The organism is Sulfitobacter sp. M05 (genome assembly GCF_029285175.1).
GTDB lineage: Bacteria > Pseudomonadota > Alphaproteobacteria > Rhodobacterales > Rhodobacteraceae > Sulfitobacter.
Genome location: NZ_JABEDH010000004.1, coordinates 38625 through 54148, shown reverse-complemented (window position 1 = coordinate 54148; position 15524 = coordinate 38625). Strand labels below are relative to the sequence as shown.

The window sequence follows — 15524 nt, the reverse complement described above, 5'->3', positions numbered from 1 at the left end:
AAGGTCGGGCGCTATATCCTTCATCTTGCCGCTAAACTCCGGAGGTCCGGAGGCAGCGCCTCCGAACTGCGCCGCCGATGCCACAGGCACACCGGATAATGTCCGCGAAACCCGACATACCCAACGCGGCGCAGCACCACTCAGATGTCACTAGCGGTCATCCCCACCCGGTTCTGCGCCGCCCTCAAGCATCTCTTCCTCGATCGAGGCCTGCGCCGCGGCGGTGATGGTGCTTCGTTCTTCCTCGCTCAGCTCCTCAACTTTGCCATCCGCCAGCCGCACCGTCACTTCGCGATGGGCAAACTTGATACCTTCGCGTTCAAACAACGCCCGGATATCCTGATAGATTCGCTTGCGAATAACCCATTGATCACCGGGTTTTGTCATGAACTTGACGCGGATGATCATTGCACTGTCCTGCATTTCGATCACGCCTTGAGATTTCAGCGGCTGGATGAAATCAGGACCGATCACCGGATCCTCAAGCAACTCCTGACCCAATTTCTTGATCAGTTTGCGCACCCTTTCCACATCCGTGTCATAGGTCACCCGCAGGGGCAGTTTCATAATCACCCAGTCCCGCGAATAATTGGTCATCACCTGCAATTCGCCGAAGGGAATGGTGTGCAAGGCACCCAGATGGTGGCGCAGTTGAAAGGAACGGACCGAGATTTTCTCAACCGTGCCTTTTACCCCACCTACGTCCAGATACTCGCCTTTGCGAAAGGCATCATCAAACAAGAAGAACGCCCCCGCAAAAATGTCGCGCACCAGCGCCTGCGAGCCAAAGCCGACCGCCACGCCAACAATACCAGCACCGGCAAACAGCGGCCCCACGTTGATGCCCACCTGCATCAACACAATCAACACGATTGTCACGACCACCACAATCAGCATGAAATTGCGAAACAGGGGCAGCAGGGTTGCCAATCGGCTGGCCGAGGTACCGCCGCCCTCATCGCCCAGCTCGCCCTCTTCCTGATCACCGGCTTCCTCGCGGATTTTCGTGTCAATCCAGATCCGGAAGGCATGATAGATGATATAGCCGAAAAACATGATGACCATGATATCTAGCAGCCTGTCGGCGGCGCTTTCCACCATCTCTGCGCTGTCATTGTCCCAGATATAGAAGAACGCATAGGTCCCGGCGACAAAGGCCAGAATACCGGCAACGCGCCGGGCCAGCCCTTCAAAACTGTTCAATTGGTGGCGCGGGGCAATCGCCTTGCGGGCCGCTTCCTCTTCGGCGCGGGTCTCTTCCAGCTCTTGGGTCAAACGCGCCATTTCTTCAGGACCGACGGCCTGTTGTTCTGCCGCTTCCAGCGCCTGTTCCTGCGCGTCTTCCTCAGCCATGACTTCATTCATCCGGCGCAGGGCGCGGGCACGTGAAAAGCTGCGTTCGATCAGATAGTTGATCACGCCGTACACAACAATGATCGAGATCAGGATGCCATACGCGCCTGCAATCAGTGGAATGGGGTTCGGGTTACCCAATACAAGGTCGTAGGTCAGCTGGAACCAGGCAAACAGCACGTAAAGGATCACAATGGGTGCCCAGATCTGGCTTAACACGCGGGTGGCCATCCCCGTCTCTTCCACGGTTTGCCCGCTGCGCAAGGCCCGTGAAATAGCCCGACGGTTGATCAGCACCATCAGAATATTAAGCAAAACAATCACTGCCGACATGATCGAGGACAGGAAGGCATAAACATCGTAGTTCAGGCCCAACTCAGCGATCCAGAAACCGAAAAGCATCGTGCAAATGTCAAAAACCGCCAGTATCCACAGCCAGTTGTAGAGGCGGTTCGCGTCACGGTCGCTCAGCGCGGGCACGCGATACTGTGCCAGATAAGGCGAAAGGATCATACGCCACAGGCCGGAAACAAACCGGCATGTGAAATACCCGGTGTTGACCAGCGTCGCGGTGAACTGCAAAGCGGAATCTTCAAGCTGGCCGAAAATCACAAGGCCAATGACATAGGCCACCGTCATCGACACGATTATCCCACCGACACCGGCCAGAAACCGCAACACAAGAAAGGGCATCTTTTCACTATACCCGACGGGGTTTTCCCGGATGATCGGCACTATGATGTGGCGCATCATGCGTTTGCCATAGATTTCCCGCTCGAACAGCACGCCAACCGCAAACAGCAGCAGGCTATAGCCCAGCACCTCACCAAAGGCGACAAGCGTTCCTGTGGGACTGGCCGCGCGCAAGATATACAACACCTCATTGAATGAGGCCGGCAACTCGACAAGACGGTCGATCAATGCGGCGCGAAACCGCACCGTATTGTCTTGCAAGGCCATCAGTGCGGACCCGTCAAATCCTTCAGATGCATCAACCGGCGTTTCTTCCGGTTCTTGCTGAAGCAGGTTGCCCTCGCGGTCGATCACCACAACACCAACACCATTCTCGGCCGCCTGTTGCATGATGTCTTCAATCTTGGCTTCGGCACTCTTTTCCTGCGCCTGCGGGGCAGTCAAAAAAGAGATCCCTTGCGCAGAGGCGATCCCGCTCAAAGGACCAAGCAACAGCCCGATCAGTAACGAAAGTAAAATAATCAGGCGCATAAAAATCTCCGCGTTCTGCGACGGTTGAAACAGGCTAGGCCAGTCGCCACATCAATGCAACGAGCTGGCAGCAGGCCACTGAACGAAACCGTGATCCTTGACGTTTTACAAAGCCCTGCAATTTATGCCATAGCGGAAGCGGGCTGGCGCATGCCTGCCCTCAAATCACAGACGAATCCTGCGGGGGTCTGTTCACAGGCCAAGCCACAATTCAAACGTGGTGGAAAAGGTGACACTTATGGGGCCAATACCCTCGCACGCTAACCGCGATACCCGCGCACGGCGGATCATGTTTTACAGCCACGACACTTTTGGCCTTGGCCATTTGCGCCGATCCCGGGCTTTGGCCACGGCAATGACTCAGGCCGACCCCGAAGCCTCGGCGATCATTCTTACCGGCTCTCCGATGGCGGGCCGGTTCACTTTTCCTGAACGTGTTGACCACATCCGCCTGCCCGGTGTGACCAAGACACCCGACGGCAGCTATATCAGCCAAACCCTGGGGCTGGATATTGACGACACCACCTCTCTGCGGGCGGGATTGATCCAAAGTGCGGTCGAACGGTTCGAGCCTGATTTGATGATTGTCGACAAAGAGCCCACAGGTTTCCGCGGAGAGCTGCTGCCGACGCTGGAATACCTGCGGATGCGCGGGCGCTCACGTGTGGTTCTGGGCTTGCGCGATGTACTGGACGAACCCGAGGTGCTGGCCGCTGAATGGGACCGCAAAGGGGCCTTGGCGGCGGCTGAGAATCTCTATGATGAAATCTGGGTTTATGGGGTGCGTGACGTTTATGATCCGTCAGAGGGTTTGGCCCTGTCCGCCGAAACCCGTGCCAAGATGCATTGGACGGGGTATCTGCGCCGTGCGGTAACCGATTCATCTGATGTCCCTGACACACCTTACGTTCTGGTCACCCCCGGTGGCGGCGGTGACGGGGCGGCGATGGTGTCGCTGGTGCTGTCTGCCTACGAGCAGGACCCTGATCTGGGGCCGGACGCCATGCTGATCTACGGGCCATTCCTGTCAGGCGAAGTGCGCGACGCCTTCGATGCGCGGGTGGCCAAGTTGAACGGGCGGGTGACTGCCGTGGGTTTTGACAGCCGGATTGAGGCGCTGTTTGCCGGTGCAGTCGGGGTGGTCTGCATGGGCGGCTATAACACGTTCTGCGAGGTCCTGTCGTTTGACCGCCCTGCGGTCATCGTGCCACGTACCAAACCACGGCTGGAACAATGGATCAGAGCCAGCCGCGCCGAGGAATTGGGACTGGTGCGGATGCTGGACGAATTCCGCGACGGGATGACCACGCAGGCGATGATTAACGCAATCCGCGCCCTGCCCCGACAAGCCAGACCATCCGCCGCCGGTGCTGACGGGCTGCTTGACGGGTTGGACGTGGTTGTGAACCGGGCACAGGCCCTGATGGACAAAGGAACAAGCGGATGACAAAGCCCCCCCGCCTCGCGGTTGTGGTCAAGGGATGGCCACGGCTGTCCGAAACATTCATCGCACAGGAACTGGTCGCGTTGGAAGAGGCCGGTCTGGATTTTGACATCTGGTCCCTGCGCCACCCGACCGACAAGAAGACCCATCCGCTGCACGACCGCTTGCAGGCTCCGGTTCACTATTTGCCGGAGTATCTGCGTGATGATCCTGCACGGGTTGCACGCGCCATGGGTGCCGCCGCCGAAATGCCGAGGTTTGACGCCGCTGCCGCTGCTTTTGTTGCGGACCTTGAACGAGACGATACCGCCAACCGCCGCCGCCGCTGGGGACAGGCCTGTGTGATGGCGCATGAATTGCCCGAGGACGTGGGCGGGATCTATGCGCATTTTCTGCATACCCCGTCTTCCGTCGCCCGCTATGCCGCCATCCTGCGCGGCGTGCCTTGGTCTTTTTCTGCCCATGCCAAGGACATCTGGACGTCGCCCGATTGGGAACTGCAAGAAAAACTGAAGGGCACAACCCATGGTGCCGCCTTTGGGGCAACCTGCACAAGGTTCGGGGCAGAGCATTTGCAGGGGCTGGCCGACACGCCGTCACGGGTTGATCTGGTTTACCACGGCCTTGATCTGGGCCGCTTTCCTGCGCCGCCTGTCCGCCCCTTGCGCAAGGCCGACGCGCCATTTGCAATGATGTCGGTCGGGCGTCTGGTCGAGAAAAAAGGCTATGACAACCTCCTGGATGCCTTGGCCCTGCTGCCGGCATCACTGGACTGGCATTTCACCCATATCGGCGGTGGCGCACTGGACGCGGATATGCGGGCGCGGGCGCAACGGCTTGGCATTACCAATCGCATTACCTGGCGCGGGGCCTGCGACCAGCCCGAGGTAATTGCCGCCATGCGCACTGCCGATCTGTTTGTACTGCCCTCGCGCATTGCCGAAGATGGAGACCGTGATGGCCTGCCCAATGTGTTGATGGAAGCCGCCAGCCAGAAACTTCCGATCCTCAGCACCCCTGTGTCGGCCATCCCTGAATTTATCGACACCGGCGTGCATGGCATTCTCAGCGATGATGCCCCCGCAGCGCTGGCCAATGCGATGCAAGAACTCGCCACGGATCCCGCCCGCGCCCATGGGCTGGCCGATGCCGCCTATGACCGCCTGACCGCGCATTTCCTGATGCACCCGGGCATTGAACATCTGACTGGGCGACTGAACGCAATGTTAACGGCACAGGGCTGATGCAACTGGCCTTTTATGCGCCGATGAAGGCTCCGGACCATCCGGTCCCGTCCGGGGACCGTAGCATCGCCCGCGCATTGCTGGCCGCCCTGCGCCGAACCGGCGCGCAAGTCTGCCTGCCCAGCAGCCTGCGGTCCAGAGATGGCAAGGGCGACAGTGCGGTGCAGGCCGCGGTGCAGGCGGCAGCCGATGCCGAGATCGACCGGCTGTTGCCGCTGGGCCGGACCGCCGATTGGCAGGCCTGGATCACCTATCACAATTACTACAAGGCACCCGATCTGATCGGGCCTGCGGTCAGCAAGGGCTTGGGCATCCCCTATGTACAAATCGAATCCACGCGTGCGCGCAAACGCCTGTCCGGCCCTTGGGCCGCCTTTGCCAAAGCAGCCGAAGCGGCGAGTGATGCCGCCGATGTAATCTTTTATTTTTCCACCCGTGACGCCGTCGGCCTGAAGGAAAACGCCCACGCCACACAGCGGCTGATCCATCTGCGGCCCTTTCTGTCGCGGGATACCTTGCCCCGTACAGGGCCGGTAAACGGTCCGATGCTGAGCGTCGGGATGATGCGGGCCGGCGATAAAATTGCATCTTTTCAAATCATTGCCGACACCCTTGCCCTTTTGGCCACTCCTGACTGGCGACTGGATATAGCCGGGGATGGCCCCGCACGGCACGAGGTCGAACATATAATGCAGCCCTTCGGGAACCGTATAAAATTTCTGGGGCAGCTTGACCCGCCGACCTTGCAATCGACCTACCAAAACAGCAGCTTGATGTTCTGGCCGGGCGTAAACGAGGCCCTTGGGATGGTCTATCTGGAGGCGCAGGCTGCCGGTTTGCCCGTCGTGGCCCAAGACCGCCCCGGTATGCGCGAAGTGATTGCCCCAGCCGGTTATCCAACGCCCCAAACCGGTGCCACAGCGCTGGCACAGATGCTGGATGGTCTTCTGGGGCAACCCGAAAAACGCCAGCAGATGGGGCAGGATGCACAGACCTATGTGCTCGAAAATCACCTGATGCCCTCTGCAACGGATACGCTGCGCGACGGGCTGGCCAGTATCGGAGTTGCCACATGATCCACCTAGCTCTTTTGCGCCATGGGCATACCGAATGGAATCGCGCGGGCCGGATACAGGGCCACACCGATATTCCACTGGATGATGCGGCACGGGCGGATCTGTCCAAACTGATGCTACCGCCCCCGTGGCACAAGGCTGATCTGTTTGCCAGCCCGCTGGCCCGTGCCGCAGACACCGCCCGGATTGTGGCCGATCGGGATCCCATCACCGACCCAGCCCTGATGGAAATGAACTGGGGCAAATGGGAGGGGAAGTTCGGGGCACAAATGCGCAGTGATCCCGCCAGCGGGTATCGTGACATCGAAACATGGGGCTGGAACTATACCCCGCCGGATGGCGAGCCTCCCGCCGCCCTGCGCGCGCGGCTGCTGCCTTGGGTCGCTGGCTTGCAGCGCGATAGTCTTGCAGTTTGTCATATCGGTGTGATGCGGGTGCTTCTGGCCCAAGCAACAGGTTGGGGCTTTGACGGCCCCGCCCCCTTCCGGATCAAACGCAACAGGCTCTATGTTATCCAGATAGACGGGGACAACTGGCAGCTTCAGGACGAACCTGTCCGATTGACGGAGCGCCCGGCATGAGGGTGATGATCGTCGTCACCCATCTGCTTGGCACTGGCCACCTGACCCGCGCGCTCACCCTCGCCAAAGCGTTTGACGCAGCGGGCCATCAGTCCATTGTTGTTTCTGGCGGTATGCCTGTTGCGCGGCTTGCCAACAGCGGGGTCGAGGTTGTGCAACTGCCGCCGGTGCGTTCGGACGGGGTGGATTTCAGCAGGCTTTTGGACGAGGCGGGCACAGTGGCCTCAGATACCCTGCTTGAAGCGCGTAAGAAACAACTTGTTCAATCCCTTACCCAATTCAATCCAGATGCGGTGATTACCGAGCTGTTTCCCTTTGGCCGGCGCATTCTGAAAGACGAATTCACCACCCTGCTGGAGACCGTTCATGCAAGGCCCAACCGACCGGCGGTCTTGGCGTCGATCCGGGATATCCTTGCCCCGCCCAGCAAACCCGAGAAAGCCGCCCGCACAGACGCGATTATTACCGCACAGTATGACGCAGTCCTTGTACACTCCGACCCCGAGGTGGCCCCCCTGAACCTCAGCTGGCCAGTATCGGAGGCGCTGCAAGGCAAGTTGCGCTATACCGGATTTGTCGCCGCCGCACCGGCGCTGCCGCATCCCGATGAAGCGGGAAAAGGCGAAGTGATTGTCAGCGCCGGCGGCGGTCCGGTTGGCGCAGACCTGTTTCACTTCGCCCGCGCGGCAGCCGCGCTGGACAGCAAACGCGTCTGGCGGCTGCTGGTTGGCGGTCAGGATGCACAGTCCACGATCACGGATTTGCAATCCGGTGCCCCGGCCAACCTGCTGGTGGAAACCACCCGCCCCGATTTTCGCCAAATGCTGCATCACGCAGCCGCATCGGTTTCCTTCTGCGGCTATAACACCGCGCTTGATCTGCTTCAGACGAGCTGCCCTGCGGTGTTTGTGCCTTTTGACGATGGCAACGAAGTGGAACAAGGCATTCGCGCGGCGGCCCTTGCCAATGCCCCCGGGATCGAGGTGCTGGCGTCGGGTGATCTGACAGCCCCGGCCCTGCTTTACGCCGTGAGCAAGGCAATCACGGCGGGCCCACAGCGCAAGGCGCGACAACATATGTCTGGTGCCGAAAAAACCGTTAAGATCGTTGATCAAACCGTAAAGGACCTGCGCCGTGACTGACTGGACCGGCCTGCAAACCGAGCTGCGCATCTGGTATGATGAGGGGCTGGCCATGCCGCTCTGGTGGCGTGACGATGACGCCGTGGCGCAAACCACCGCGCTTGACCAGATGGTGGCACGGGCCAGAGACCTGAATATGCCGGTGCATATCGCAGTGATCCCGAAACACGCGGATCAAAGCCTTGTCGACGTGGTATTGGCGGAACCGAAACTGGTGCCGCTGGTGCATGGCTGGGCACATGAAAACCACGCCACACCGGGGCAGAAAAAATCCGAGTTCGCAGAACCGCGTGCCGCTCAACTCGCCGAGGCCAGTGCCGCAATCGCGCGGATGAAATCCTTGTTCGGCACCAGCTTTGCCGAGATTTTCGTGCCGCCGTGGAACCGGATTGATCCCGCATTAATTCCACAGCTGCCCGCATTGGGGTATGCGGGCCTGTCAACCTTCACTCCCCGCCTGTCCCGCCTGGCAACGGGTGGCCTGGTACAGATCAACACACATATTGACCCCATCGACTGGCGCGGCGGCGGTGGGCTGCGCGCCCCTGCTGAATTGCTGAATATTCTGATCCGTCACCTACAGGATCGCCGCGCAGGGCAGGCAGATACGGCAGAACCCTTGGGCATGTTAACGCACCATCTGGTACAGGATGAAGAGACCTGGCGGTTCACGCTGGAATGCCTTTCCCGCCTGATGGATGCCGGGGCCGTTCCGATAGATCTACAGGCAAGGCTTAACTCCTTACCCTGACATCAGGACCCTGTCAGCTTGCGCGCCACCAGATAGGCCACCGGCACAGCAACAACAGCCCCCGCAGCAGCAGCCGCGAGGATCGGTGTCAGTGACACGTAACCGGCGGAAAGCACTGCGATAACTCCTGCGCCTGCCAAAGCGGTGGCAATGATTGAATAGAGCATTGAAGCGAGACGAAACATGGCGTGTCCTTTTGAATTGGGTGGCGCTGCGCTTGGGTTAGCACGGAGCCGGACCGCCTGTGTTGATTTGGGTCAATCCACGCATCCTGCGGAAAATACCTGGGGCAAGGCAATTTGATGCAGGCAGCATTGGGTGACCACGAAAAGTGATGCTTGATGTCTCAAGTTTAACTCGAAAAGCTCTAACCGCGCTTTTTCACAAATTCCGTCAAGATCACAATACGCTGGCCTTCGACGCGGCCTTCGATATGGGCGGAATTGTCGGCAACCAAAGATATCCGATGAACCGCTGTGCCGCGTTTGGCGGTGAACCCGGCCCCTTTTACGTTCAGGTCCTTGATCAAAACCACGGTATCACCGGAGGCAAGCGCCACCCCGTTGCTGTCCTTATGTGCCGTCTCCATCGGTGCGTTATCCGCCCAAATCTGGGTTTCTTCCTCAAGATACAACTGGTCAGACAAATCACGCGCCCAATCGGTATCCAGCCGTTTGAGGGTGCGGGCGGCAAACACCTGCACAGCCGGATCGTCCGACCACATGGTGGATGCAAGGGCGCGGAAATGGTCCGGTACGGTTTGGGGATCGGCACAGGCAGCACAGATAAAGACAGCAGCATCCGACGGGCCACCCGGAACCGGCGTTTCAATAAGCGGGGCGTCAGCGGTGGTGCAAAGAGGACAGTTCATGCAGTGGGTTTAGGCCCTGCATTCTTGCGGCGCAATGGGTGTTGTCCGGCGCGGTGCCGGTGAAAAGCCATGTTGCGGAAAATCTTGGCCAGACGCATCCACGACCGGCGATTGCCCGCCCATATCCTCCCCCGTGCCGCGCCGCACATTTGTGCAACAACAGCAATTTTGATATGGATTGCAAATATTTCGCCCCATTCCCACCTTCATTGAAACATATTCAGGTGTTGTAAGGCCCAAAAAAGGAATGCCCGATGCCCACATATACCCTCAGCGACAATGACGACAATTTTACCGGCAGCGAAACCGCAGATGTCATTCGCGGACGGGGTGGCAATGACATGATCGACGCCCGTTTCGGCGACGACTTTGTCAGAGGGGGAGCCGGAAACGACACCATTTACGGACGCGACCAGAATGATACGCTGTACGGGGATTCCGGTCAGGACTCACTGATCGGCGGTTTGGGCAATGACACCCTGTATGGTGGCACCGGTGACGATCTGCTGGCAGGCAGTCAGGGCGATGATGAAATTCACGGCGGTAACGGCAACGACTTGGTTTTCCTGGGCGTTTTCGAAGGCTCTGACCGGATTTTCATGGATGCGGGCAACGACACGCTGGACGGTGCCGCTGCGGATTCATCCTTTTTCGCCTCAGGCGGCAGCGGCGACGACGAATTGCGCAGCGGCCATGCGAACGACACGTTGGACGGCGGCACCGGCGATGACTGGGCCATGCTGAGCAACTCCATGAACCACTACACATTGACGCTCCAGCCGGGTGATCTGACCTTGACCGACCGCAGCGCAGGCGGCACCGGTACCGACACCCTGATCAGCATCGAAAACCTTGAATTCGCAACAGGTGGCGAGGATACCCCCAACACGGTTTTCGCCCTTGGCACCTATGGCGGCATGGCAAACCTGACTGCGGATCAAATCGAAAGCTTCGTCGAATTCTACATCGCCTACTTCAACCGCGCACCCGATGCAGTGGGCCTCAACTTCTGGGGCACGGCATTCGCCAACGGGACCACGCTGGAACAAATGGCAAGCCTGTTCATCGACCAGCCCGAAACCCGCGCGACCTATCCCAGCTCAATGAGTAACGCGGATTTTGCCACGACGGTTTACGACAATGTGCTGGGCCGGGTTGCCGATCAGGGTGGGTTTGATTTCTGGGTTGGCGTTCTTGATGATGGTTCGGTCGGGCGCGACCAGTTCATTCGTGAAATTCTTGCAGGTGTACGGGCCGAGCCGCCGCAGGGTGCCTCGCCCGCGTTCATTGCACAACAACAAGCAGACGAGAATTTTCTGGAATCCAAAGTCGATATCGGCGCGTATTTCGCGATCCACAAAGGCATGTCAGATGTCAGCGACGCCTCGGCCGCGATGGCACTGTTCGACGGCAGCGCCGCCAGCCTGAACCGCGCCGTGGATGCGATTGATGACTATCACCAAGACGCGCTGGGTGCCGACGGCGGTTTCTTGTTGCCGCTGGTTGGTGTGCTGGATGATCCGTTCTCGGCGTAGGATCGGGTTTGTGGGGTAAGGTGCGTACACAATAACACCCTGTTAACCGTCCTGCGGCAAAATTACGGGATGAGTCGATATAGCCGCATGTATGTTCCGGGCGGAACATACTTCTTTACTGTAAATTTGGCCCAACGTGGCACCGACCTACTGGTTCGGGAAATTACCTTGCTCAGATCGGTGTATCGAGCTGTTGCGCGTGAACATCCAATTTACTGCAATGCCATGGTGATTTTGCCGGATCACATTCATACGGTCTGGACTTTGGCGGAAGGGGATGCCGACTTTTCCATTCGCTGGAAGAAGATAAAGGCACGCTTTTTTAAACACTCTGGCGCTGCGCGCCACTGTGAGTAAGAGCAAATCCCGAAAAGGGGAATGTGGAGTTTGGCAGCGACGGTTTTGGGAACATTGTATCCGTGATAAGGCCGACTTTCAGGCCCATATCGCTTATTGCCATTGGAATCCCGTCAAATACGGGTTTGCCGCGCGCGCCGTTGATTGGCCATATTCGACGGTACATCGGAGTATACGTAGGGTGGGTGCAACCCACGCGCCCGACAATTGAAACCTGAAAACGCGTGGGTTGCACCCACCCTACATCTCAACGCGCGCACATAAGTAGCTGTGCCAACCTTCTTCGCCCAGCCGCAGCGAAAATGCACGGCTTTTAGCCATCCATCTTCAGCGCCGAAATAAACGCTTCCTGCGGGATATCCACTTTACCGAACTGGCGCATCTTCTTCTTACCGGCCTTCTGCTTTTCCAGCAGTTTCTTCTTACGTGTTGCGTCACCACCGTAACACTTGGCCGTCACGTCCTTGCGCATGGCGGACAGTGTCTCGCGGGCGATCACCTTGCCGCCGATTGCCGCCTGAATTGGAATTTTGAACATGTGGCGGGGAATCAGGTCTTTCAGCTTTTCCACCATCGCACGGCCACGCGCCTCGGCACGGTCGCGATGCACCATCGTTGACAGCGCATCAACTGGTTCGTCATTCACAAGAATCGACATTTTGACCAGCTGATCGGTGCGGTATCCGGTCATGATATAGTCAAAGGATGCGTAGCCTTTGGTCACAGACTTCAGCCGGTCGTAGAAATCGAACACCACTTCGTTCAAAGGCAGATCATAGACAACCATCGCCCGCGAACCGGCATAGGTCAGGTCCATCTGGATGCCGCGGCGGTCCTGACAGAGCTTCAGCACGTCACCAAGATAATCATCAGGCACAAGGATCGTCGCCTTGATACGCGGTTCTTCGATGTGATCCACAAAGGTCAGGTCGGGCATGTCGGCGGGGTTGTGCAGTTGATCCACCTGACCGTCCTTCATGTGGATGTCATAGATAACCGACGGCGCGGTGGTGATCAGATCAATGTTGTATTCCCGCTCGATCCGGTCGCGGATCACTTCGAGGTGCAACAGCCCAAGGAAACCACAACGGAAACCAAAGCCCAGCGCGGCGGATGTTTCCATTTCAAAACTGAAGGACGCATCGTTCAGCGCCAGCTTCTCAATCGAATCGCGCAGGTCTTCGAAATCGGCGGCATCAACAGGGAACAGACCACAGAAGACAACAGGCTGTGCGGGCTTAAATCCGGGCAGCGCATCGGTCGTGCCCTTTTTCTCGTGGGTAATTGTGTCGCCCACACGGGTGTCACGGACCTGCTTGATCGAGGCGGTGAGAAAGCCAAGTTCACCGGGACCCAATTCATCAATTTCCGTCATCGCAGGACGGAAAACACCAATCCGGTCGACGTGATGTGTCGAATCATTCGACAACATCCGGATACGCTCGCCCTTTTTCAGAACCCCATCCATGATGCGGACCAGAACGATCACCCCGAGATAGCTGTCATACCATGAATCCACCAGCATCGCCTTAAGCGGCGCGTCGCGGGTACCGGTAGGCGGCGGCAGATGTTCGACAATAGCTTCCAGCGTTTCCGCAATGCCGATGCCGGTTTTGGCAGAGACGCGGATCGCCCCTGATGCATCAATGCCGATCACATCTTCGATCTGTTCGGCAACCCGGTCACAGTCGGCGGCGGGCAAGTCGATCTTGTTCAGAACCGGCACGATTTCATGATCTGCATCAATGGCATGATACACGTTTGCAAGGGTTTGCGCCTCAACGCCCTGCGTTGAGTCAACAACCAACAGCGACCCTTCGACGGCGCGCATAGAGCGGGAAACCTCATAGGCGAAATCGACATGGCCCGGTGTGTCGATCAGGTTAAGGACATATTCTTCACCGTTGTTCGCTTTGTAATTGATCCGCACGGTCTGTGCTTTGATGGTGATCCCGCGCTCGCGCTCGATGTCCATACTGTCAAGCATCTGCTCTTTCATATCGCGATCGGCCACAGTGTGCGTGGACTGGATCAAGCGATCAGCCAGAGTGGATTTACCGTGGTCAATATGGGCCACGATGGAGAAATTGCGGATGTGTGAAAGTGGTGTCATGGTAGGGATATGTAGGGGTTTAACGGGGCGGTCAAGATGGATTGGCTGGCCGTGCGAAGCGTGAAATTCTGGCAGAGCGGTATTTTCGAAAGTGAAACCGGATTTGGCGTGGTTCGGCACGTCTCTGACCGCCGAATATGGTGGTGTTGTCGGATCCGAACACGGCACAGCGCCACGGCACAAACGTGATTTGCCCCCCTGCTCCAAATCCGTCATACTGGGGCAAAGGCAAAACAGGACCACCAAGGGGCAAACCCCATCGGTTCAGGGCAAAGGCAGAATTTATGTTACGTATCAGTTTGGCGCTTGTGGCACTTGTGGCCTTAGTTGCTTGTGGCGGCGGCAGGTCATCGGGAAATCGGGGCTATGCCCCTGTGGTGCAATTTGCCAGCGGCCCGATTCAGAAAGCCTGTCAGGCGCAGGGGCGCAAGGCCGCGTCACGGGCGCGTTGTGGCTGCGTACAAGCGGTGGCCAACCGTGAACTGTCGTCGTCGGATCAGCGCAGAGGGGTGAAATACTTCAAGAACCCGCACGCCCTGCAAGAGGTACGGCAAAATCAGGACAGCAATCCGGGGAACAAGCGTTTCTGGGCCGCATGGAAGGCTTACGGCCAACGCGCAGCACAGGTGTGTTCAGGCGTCTAAAGCTATTCGAGTTTTACTCGAAGCACTATTGGCCGGCACGTATCCCTAGAGCGCCTCGCCTTAGATATGGATCGTTTGTTCGCTGTCTCTCCCTTTGGGTGAACGCGAAAAGCGATATATGATAGCTCAGGTTAAAGGCGGGACGCTTTAAGCAGAAAACGAAAGGTCAAATTCGCCCGGCACACCCACTACGTCGCGTCGTTTGGCGCGCCGAAACGCTCTATCAATCGTTCCGCAATCTGATCACGCGCAGCGCGGAACTGCGTCAGTTTCGCATCGCGGGTTTCCCCTAGGCCGGTTGGGTCAAGGATCGGCCAGTATTCAACGTCGAGATGGAAAAAGCGGGTCAGTTCCAGCGCCCGGCGTTGGCTGGCTGGCGACAGGGCAATCACCAAATCAAACGATGACAGATCGTCGCCCCATTGCTCCATTTCATCAAAGCTGCGCGACCGGTGACGCGACAATTCGACCTCAAGTTCTGCGCAAACAGCGATGGAAAACCCGTCGATTTCCAGATCATTTTTGACGCCAACCGATTGCACATAGGTATCGGTACCGTAAAACTTCTTCATGATCCCCTCTGCCATCGGGGAACGTACTGCGTTGTGATCGCAGCAGAATAATACGGATTGGGGGAGTGTGCCTTTCACTCAGCCTCCGAAATGCAGGACACAGATCAGGGTAAAGAGACGGCGCGCCGTATCGGTGTCGATTTCCGCTTTACCTTCCAGCCGCTCCTGTAAAACACGGCTACCTTCGTTGTGAATACCGCGCCGCGCCATATCGATGGTTTCGATCTGGCTGGGGGGCAGTTTTTTCACCGCATCAAAGTAGGATTCGCAAATCTGGAAGTAATCCTTAACCACCTGACGGAATGGTCCAAGCGACAGATGGAACTCTGCCGCTTTTTCCTCGGCTTGGGTTTCGACATCAAACACCAATCGCTTGTCACGGATCGAAAGCCCAAGGTGATAAGGTCCTTCCGGCACCGGGCGCGCATCACGCGACGGCAGCACAAATGTATTATCTTCAAGCAGGTCAAAGACGGCGACCTTGCGCTCTTGCTCGATCTCCGGTGTCGGAGGCGGCAGATTGGCGTCATCAAGGTTGATCTGAACGAGACGGGACATGCGCGGGCGCATCCTTTTATGAGCAGGTTTGTCTATGGATACGCCAGCAAATCGCCAGA

The 15524-nt window shown here is 58.0% G+C and carries 14 protein-coding genes; 8 read left to right on the top strand and 6 right to left on the bottom strand.

Going from position 1 to position 15524, the window contains the following annotated elements:
• Window positions 1-150 precede the first annotated feature (150 nt).
• The gene (locus HKX44_RS15740) at window positions 151-2577 is read right to left on the bottom strand and encodes a mechanosensitive ion channel family protein (protein WP_276152326.1); all 2427 of its coding nucleotides are present in this window, start codon (window positions 2575-2577) and stop codon (window positions 151-153) included.
• Window positions 2578-2815: 238 nt separating this feature from the next.
• On the opposite strand from HKX44_RS15740, the gene HKX44_RS15735 reads away from it, so the two are divergent.
• Genes HKX44_RS15735 through HKX44_RS15710 form a run of 6 tightly spaced genes read left to right on the top strand, consistent with a single transcriptional unit; the run spans window position 2816 to window position 8815 of the window.
• Window positions 2816-4024, top strand: a complete 1209-nt coding sequence (locus tag HKX44_RS15735; RefSeq protein ID WP_276152325.1) for a hypothetical protein — start codon at window positions 2816-2818, stop codon at window positions 4022-4024.
• Window positions 4021-5265, top strand: coding sequence for a glycosyltransferase family 4 protein (locus HKX44_RS15730; RefSeq protein WP_276152324.1), 1245 nt, complete (start codon window positions 4021-4023; stop codon window positions 5263-5265). Before HKX44_RS15735 ends, HKX44_RS15730 begins: the two co-directional genes overlap by 4 nt.
• On the top strand, window positions 5265-6341 hold the full coding sequence (locus tag HKX44_RS15725; protein ID WP_276152323.1) for a glycosyltransferase: 1077 nt from the start codon (window positions 5265-5267) through the stop codon (window positions 6339-6341). Before HKX44_RS15730 ends, HKX44_RS15725 begins: the two co-directional genes overlap by 1 nt.
• Window positions 6338-6922 carry a histidine phosphatase family protein gene (locus tag HKX44_RS15720; protein WP_276152322.1) on the top strand — a complete coding sequence of 195 codons (585 nt, stop codon included), beginning with the start codon at window positions 6338-6340 and terminating at the stop codon, window positions 6920-6922. The genes HKX44_RS15725 and HKX44_RS15720 overlap by 4 nt, the downstream gene beginning before the upstream one ends.
• Window positions 6919-8064 carry a glycosyltransferase gene (locus HKX44_RS15715; RefSeq protein ID WP_276152321.1) on the top strand — a complete coding sequence of 382 codons (1146 nt, stop codon included), beginning with the start codon at window positions 6919-6921 and terminating at the stop codon, window positions 8062-8064. The genes HKX44_RS15720 and HKX44_RS15715 overlap by 4 nt, the downstream gene beginning before the upstream one ends.
• Window positions 8057-8815 carry a polysaccharide deacetylase family protein gene (locus tag HKX44_RS15710; protein ID WP_276152320.1) on the top strand — a complete coding sequence of 253 codons (759 nt, stop codon included), beginning with the start codon at window positions 8057-8059 and terminating at the stop codon, window positions 8813-8815. Before HKX44_RS15715 ends, HKX44_RS15710 begins: the two co-directional genes overlap by 8 nt.
• Window positions 8816-8817: 2 nt before the next feature.
• Here the strand turns inward: HKX44_RS15710 and HKX44_RS15705 are convergent, their stop codons facing one another.
• The gene (locus tag HKX44_RS15705; protein ID WP_276152319.1) at window positions 8818-9000 is read right to left on the bottom strand and encodes a hypothetical protein; all 183 of its coding nucleotides are present in this window, start codon (window positions 8998-9000) and stop codon (window positions 8818-8820) included.
• Between the two features lie 182 nt (window positions 9001-9182).
• Window positions 9183-9686, bottom strand: coding sequence for an alkylphosphonate utilization protein (locus HKX44_RS15700; protein WP_276152318.1), 504 nt, complete (start codon window positions 9684-9686; stop codon window positions 9183-9185).
• Between the two features lie 254 nt (window positions 9687-9940).
• Between HKX44_RS15700 and HKX44_RS15695 the strand changes: the two genes are divergently transcribed.
• Window positions 9941-11221, top strand: coding sequence for a DUF4214 domain-containing protein (locus HKX44_RS15695; protein ID WP_276152317.1), 1281 nt, complete (start codon window positions 9941-9943; stop codon window positions 11219-11221).
• A gap of 670 nt (window positions 11222-11891) precedes the next feature.
• On the opposite strand, the gene lepA is transcribed toward HKX44_RS15695, so the two are convergent.
• Entirely contained in the window at window positions 11892-13691 is a 1800-nt protein-coding gene (gene lepA, locus HKX44_RS15690) for a translation elongation factor 4 (protein WP_276152315.1), read from the bottom strand.
• Between the two features lie 284 nt (window positions 13692-13975).
• On the opposite strand from lepA, the gene HKX44_RS15685 reads away from it, so the two are divergent.
• Window positions 13976-14335, top strand: a complete 360-nt coding sequence (locus HKX44_RS15685) for a hypothetical protein (RefSeq protein WP_276152314.1) — start codon at window positions 13976-13978, stop codon at window positions 14333-14335.
• Between the two features lie 188 nt (window positions 14336-14523).
• On the opposite strand, the gene HKX44_RS15680 is transcribed toward HKX44_RS15685, so the two are convergent.
• Both HKX44_RS15680 and HKX44_RS15675 read right to left on the bottom strand, forming a co-directional pair.
• Window positions 14524-14985 (bottom strand): low molecular weight phosphatase family protein, encoded by a 462-nt coding sequence (locus HKX44_RS15680; protein ID WP_276152313.1) that lies wholly within the window; start codon window positions 14983-14985, stop codon window positions 14524-14526.
• On the bottom strand, window positions 14986-15465 hold the full coding sequence (locus HKX44_RS15675) for a UPF0262 family protein (protein ID WP_276152312.1): 480 nt from the start codon (window positions 15463-15465) through the stop codon (window positions 14986-14988).
• Between the last annotated feature and the right edge of the window lie 59 nt (window positions 15466-15524).

Coding starts and splice junctions, on each gene's coding strand:
- HKX44_RS15740 (WP_276152326.1), bottom strand. CDS start 2,577: ATGCGCCTGATTATTTTACTTTCGTTACTGATCGGGCTGTTGCTTGGT.
- HKX44_RS15725 (WP_276152323.1), top strand. CDS start 5,265: ATGCAACTGGCCTTTTATGCGCCGATGAAGGCTCCGGACCATCCGGTC.
- HKX44_RS15675 (WP_276152312.1), bottom strand. CDS start 15,465: ATGTCCCGTCTCGTTCAGATCAACCTTGATGACGCCAATCTGCCGCCT.
- HKX44_RS15700 (WP_276152318.1), bottom strand. CDS start 9,686: ATGAACTGTCCTCTTTGCACCACCGCTGACGCCCCGCTTATTGAAACG.
- HKX44_RS15720 (WP_276152322.1), top strand. CDS start 6,338: ATGATCCACCTAGCTCTTTTGCGCCATGGGCATACCGAATGGAATCGC.
- HKX44_RS15730 (WP_276152324.1), top strand. CDS start 4,021: ATGACAAAGCCCCCCCGCCTCGCGGTTGTGGTCAAGGGATGGCCACGG.
- HKX44_RS15695 (WP_276152317.1), top strand. CDS start 9,941: ATGCCCACATATACCCTCAGCGACAATGACGACAATTTTACCGGCAGC.
- HKX44_RS15705 (WP_276152319.1), bottom strand. CDS start 9,000: ATGTTTCGTCTCGCTTCAATGCTCTATTCAATCATTGCCACCGCTTTG.
- lepA (WP_276152315.1), bottom strand. CDS start 13,691: ATGACACCACTTTCACACATCCGCAATTTCTCCATCGTGGCCCATATT.
- HKX44_RS15735 (WP_276152325.1), top strand. CDS start 2,816: ATGGGGCCAATACCCTCGCACGCTAACCGCGATACCCGCGCACGGCGG.
- HKX44_RS15715 (WP_276152321.1), top strand. CDS start 6,919: ATGAGGGTGATGATCGTCGTCACCCATCTGCTTGGCACTGGCCACCTG.
- HKX44_RS15685 (WP_276152314.1), top strand. CDS start 13,976: ATGTTACGTATCAGTTTGGCGCTTGTGGCACTTGTGGCCTTAGTTGCT.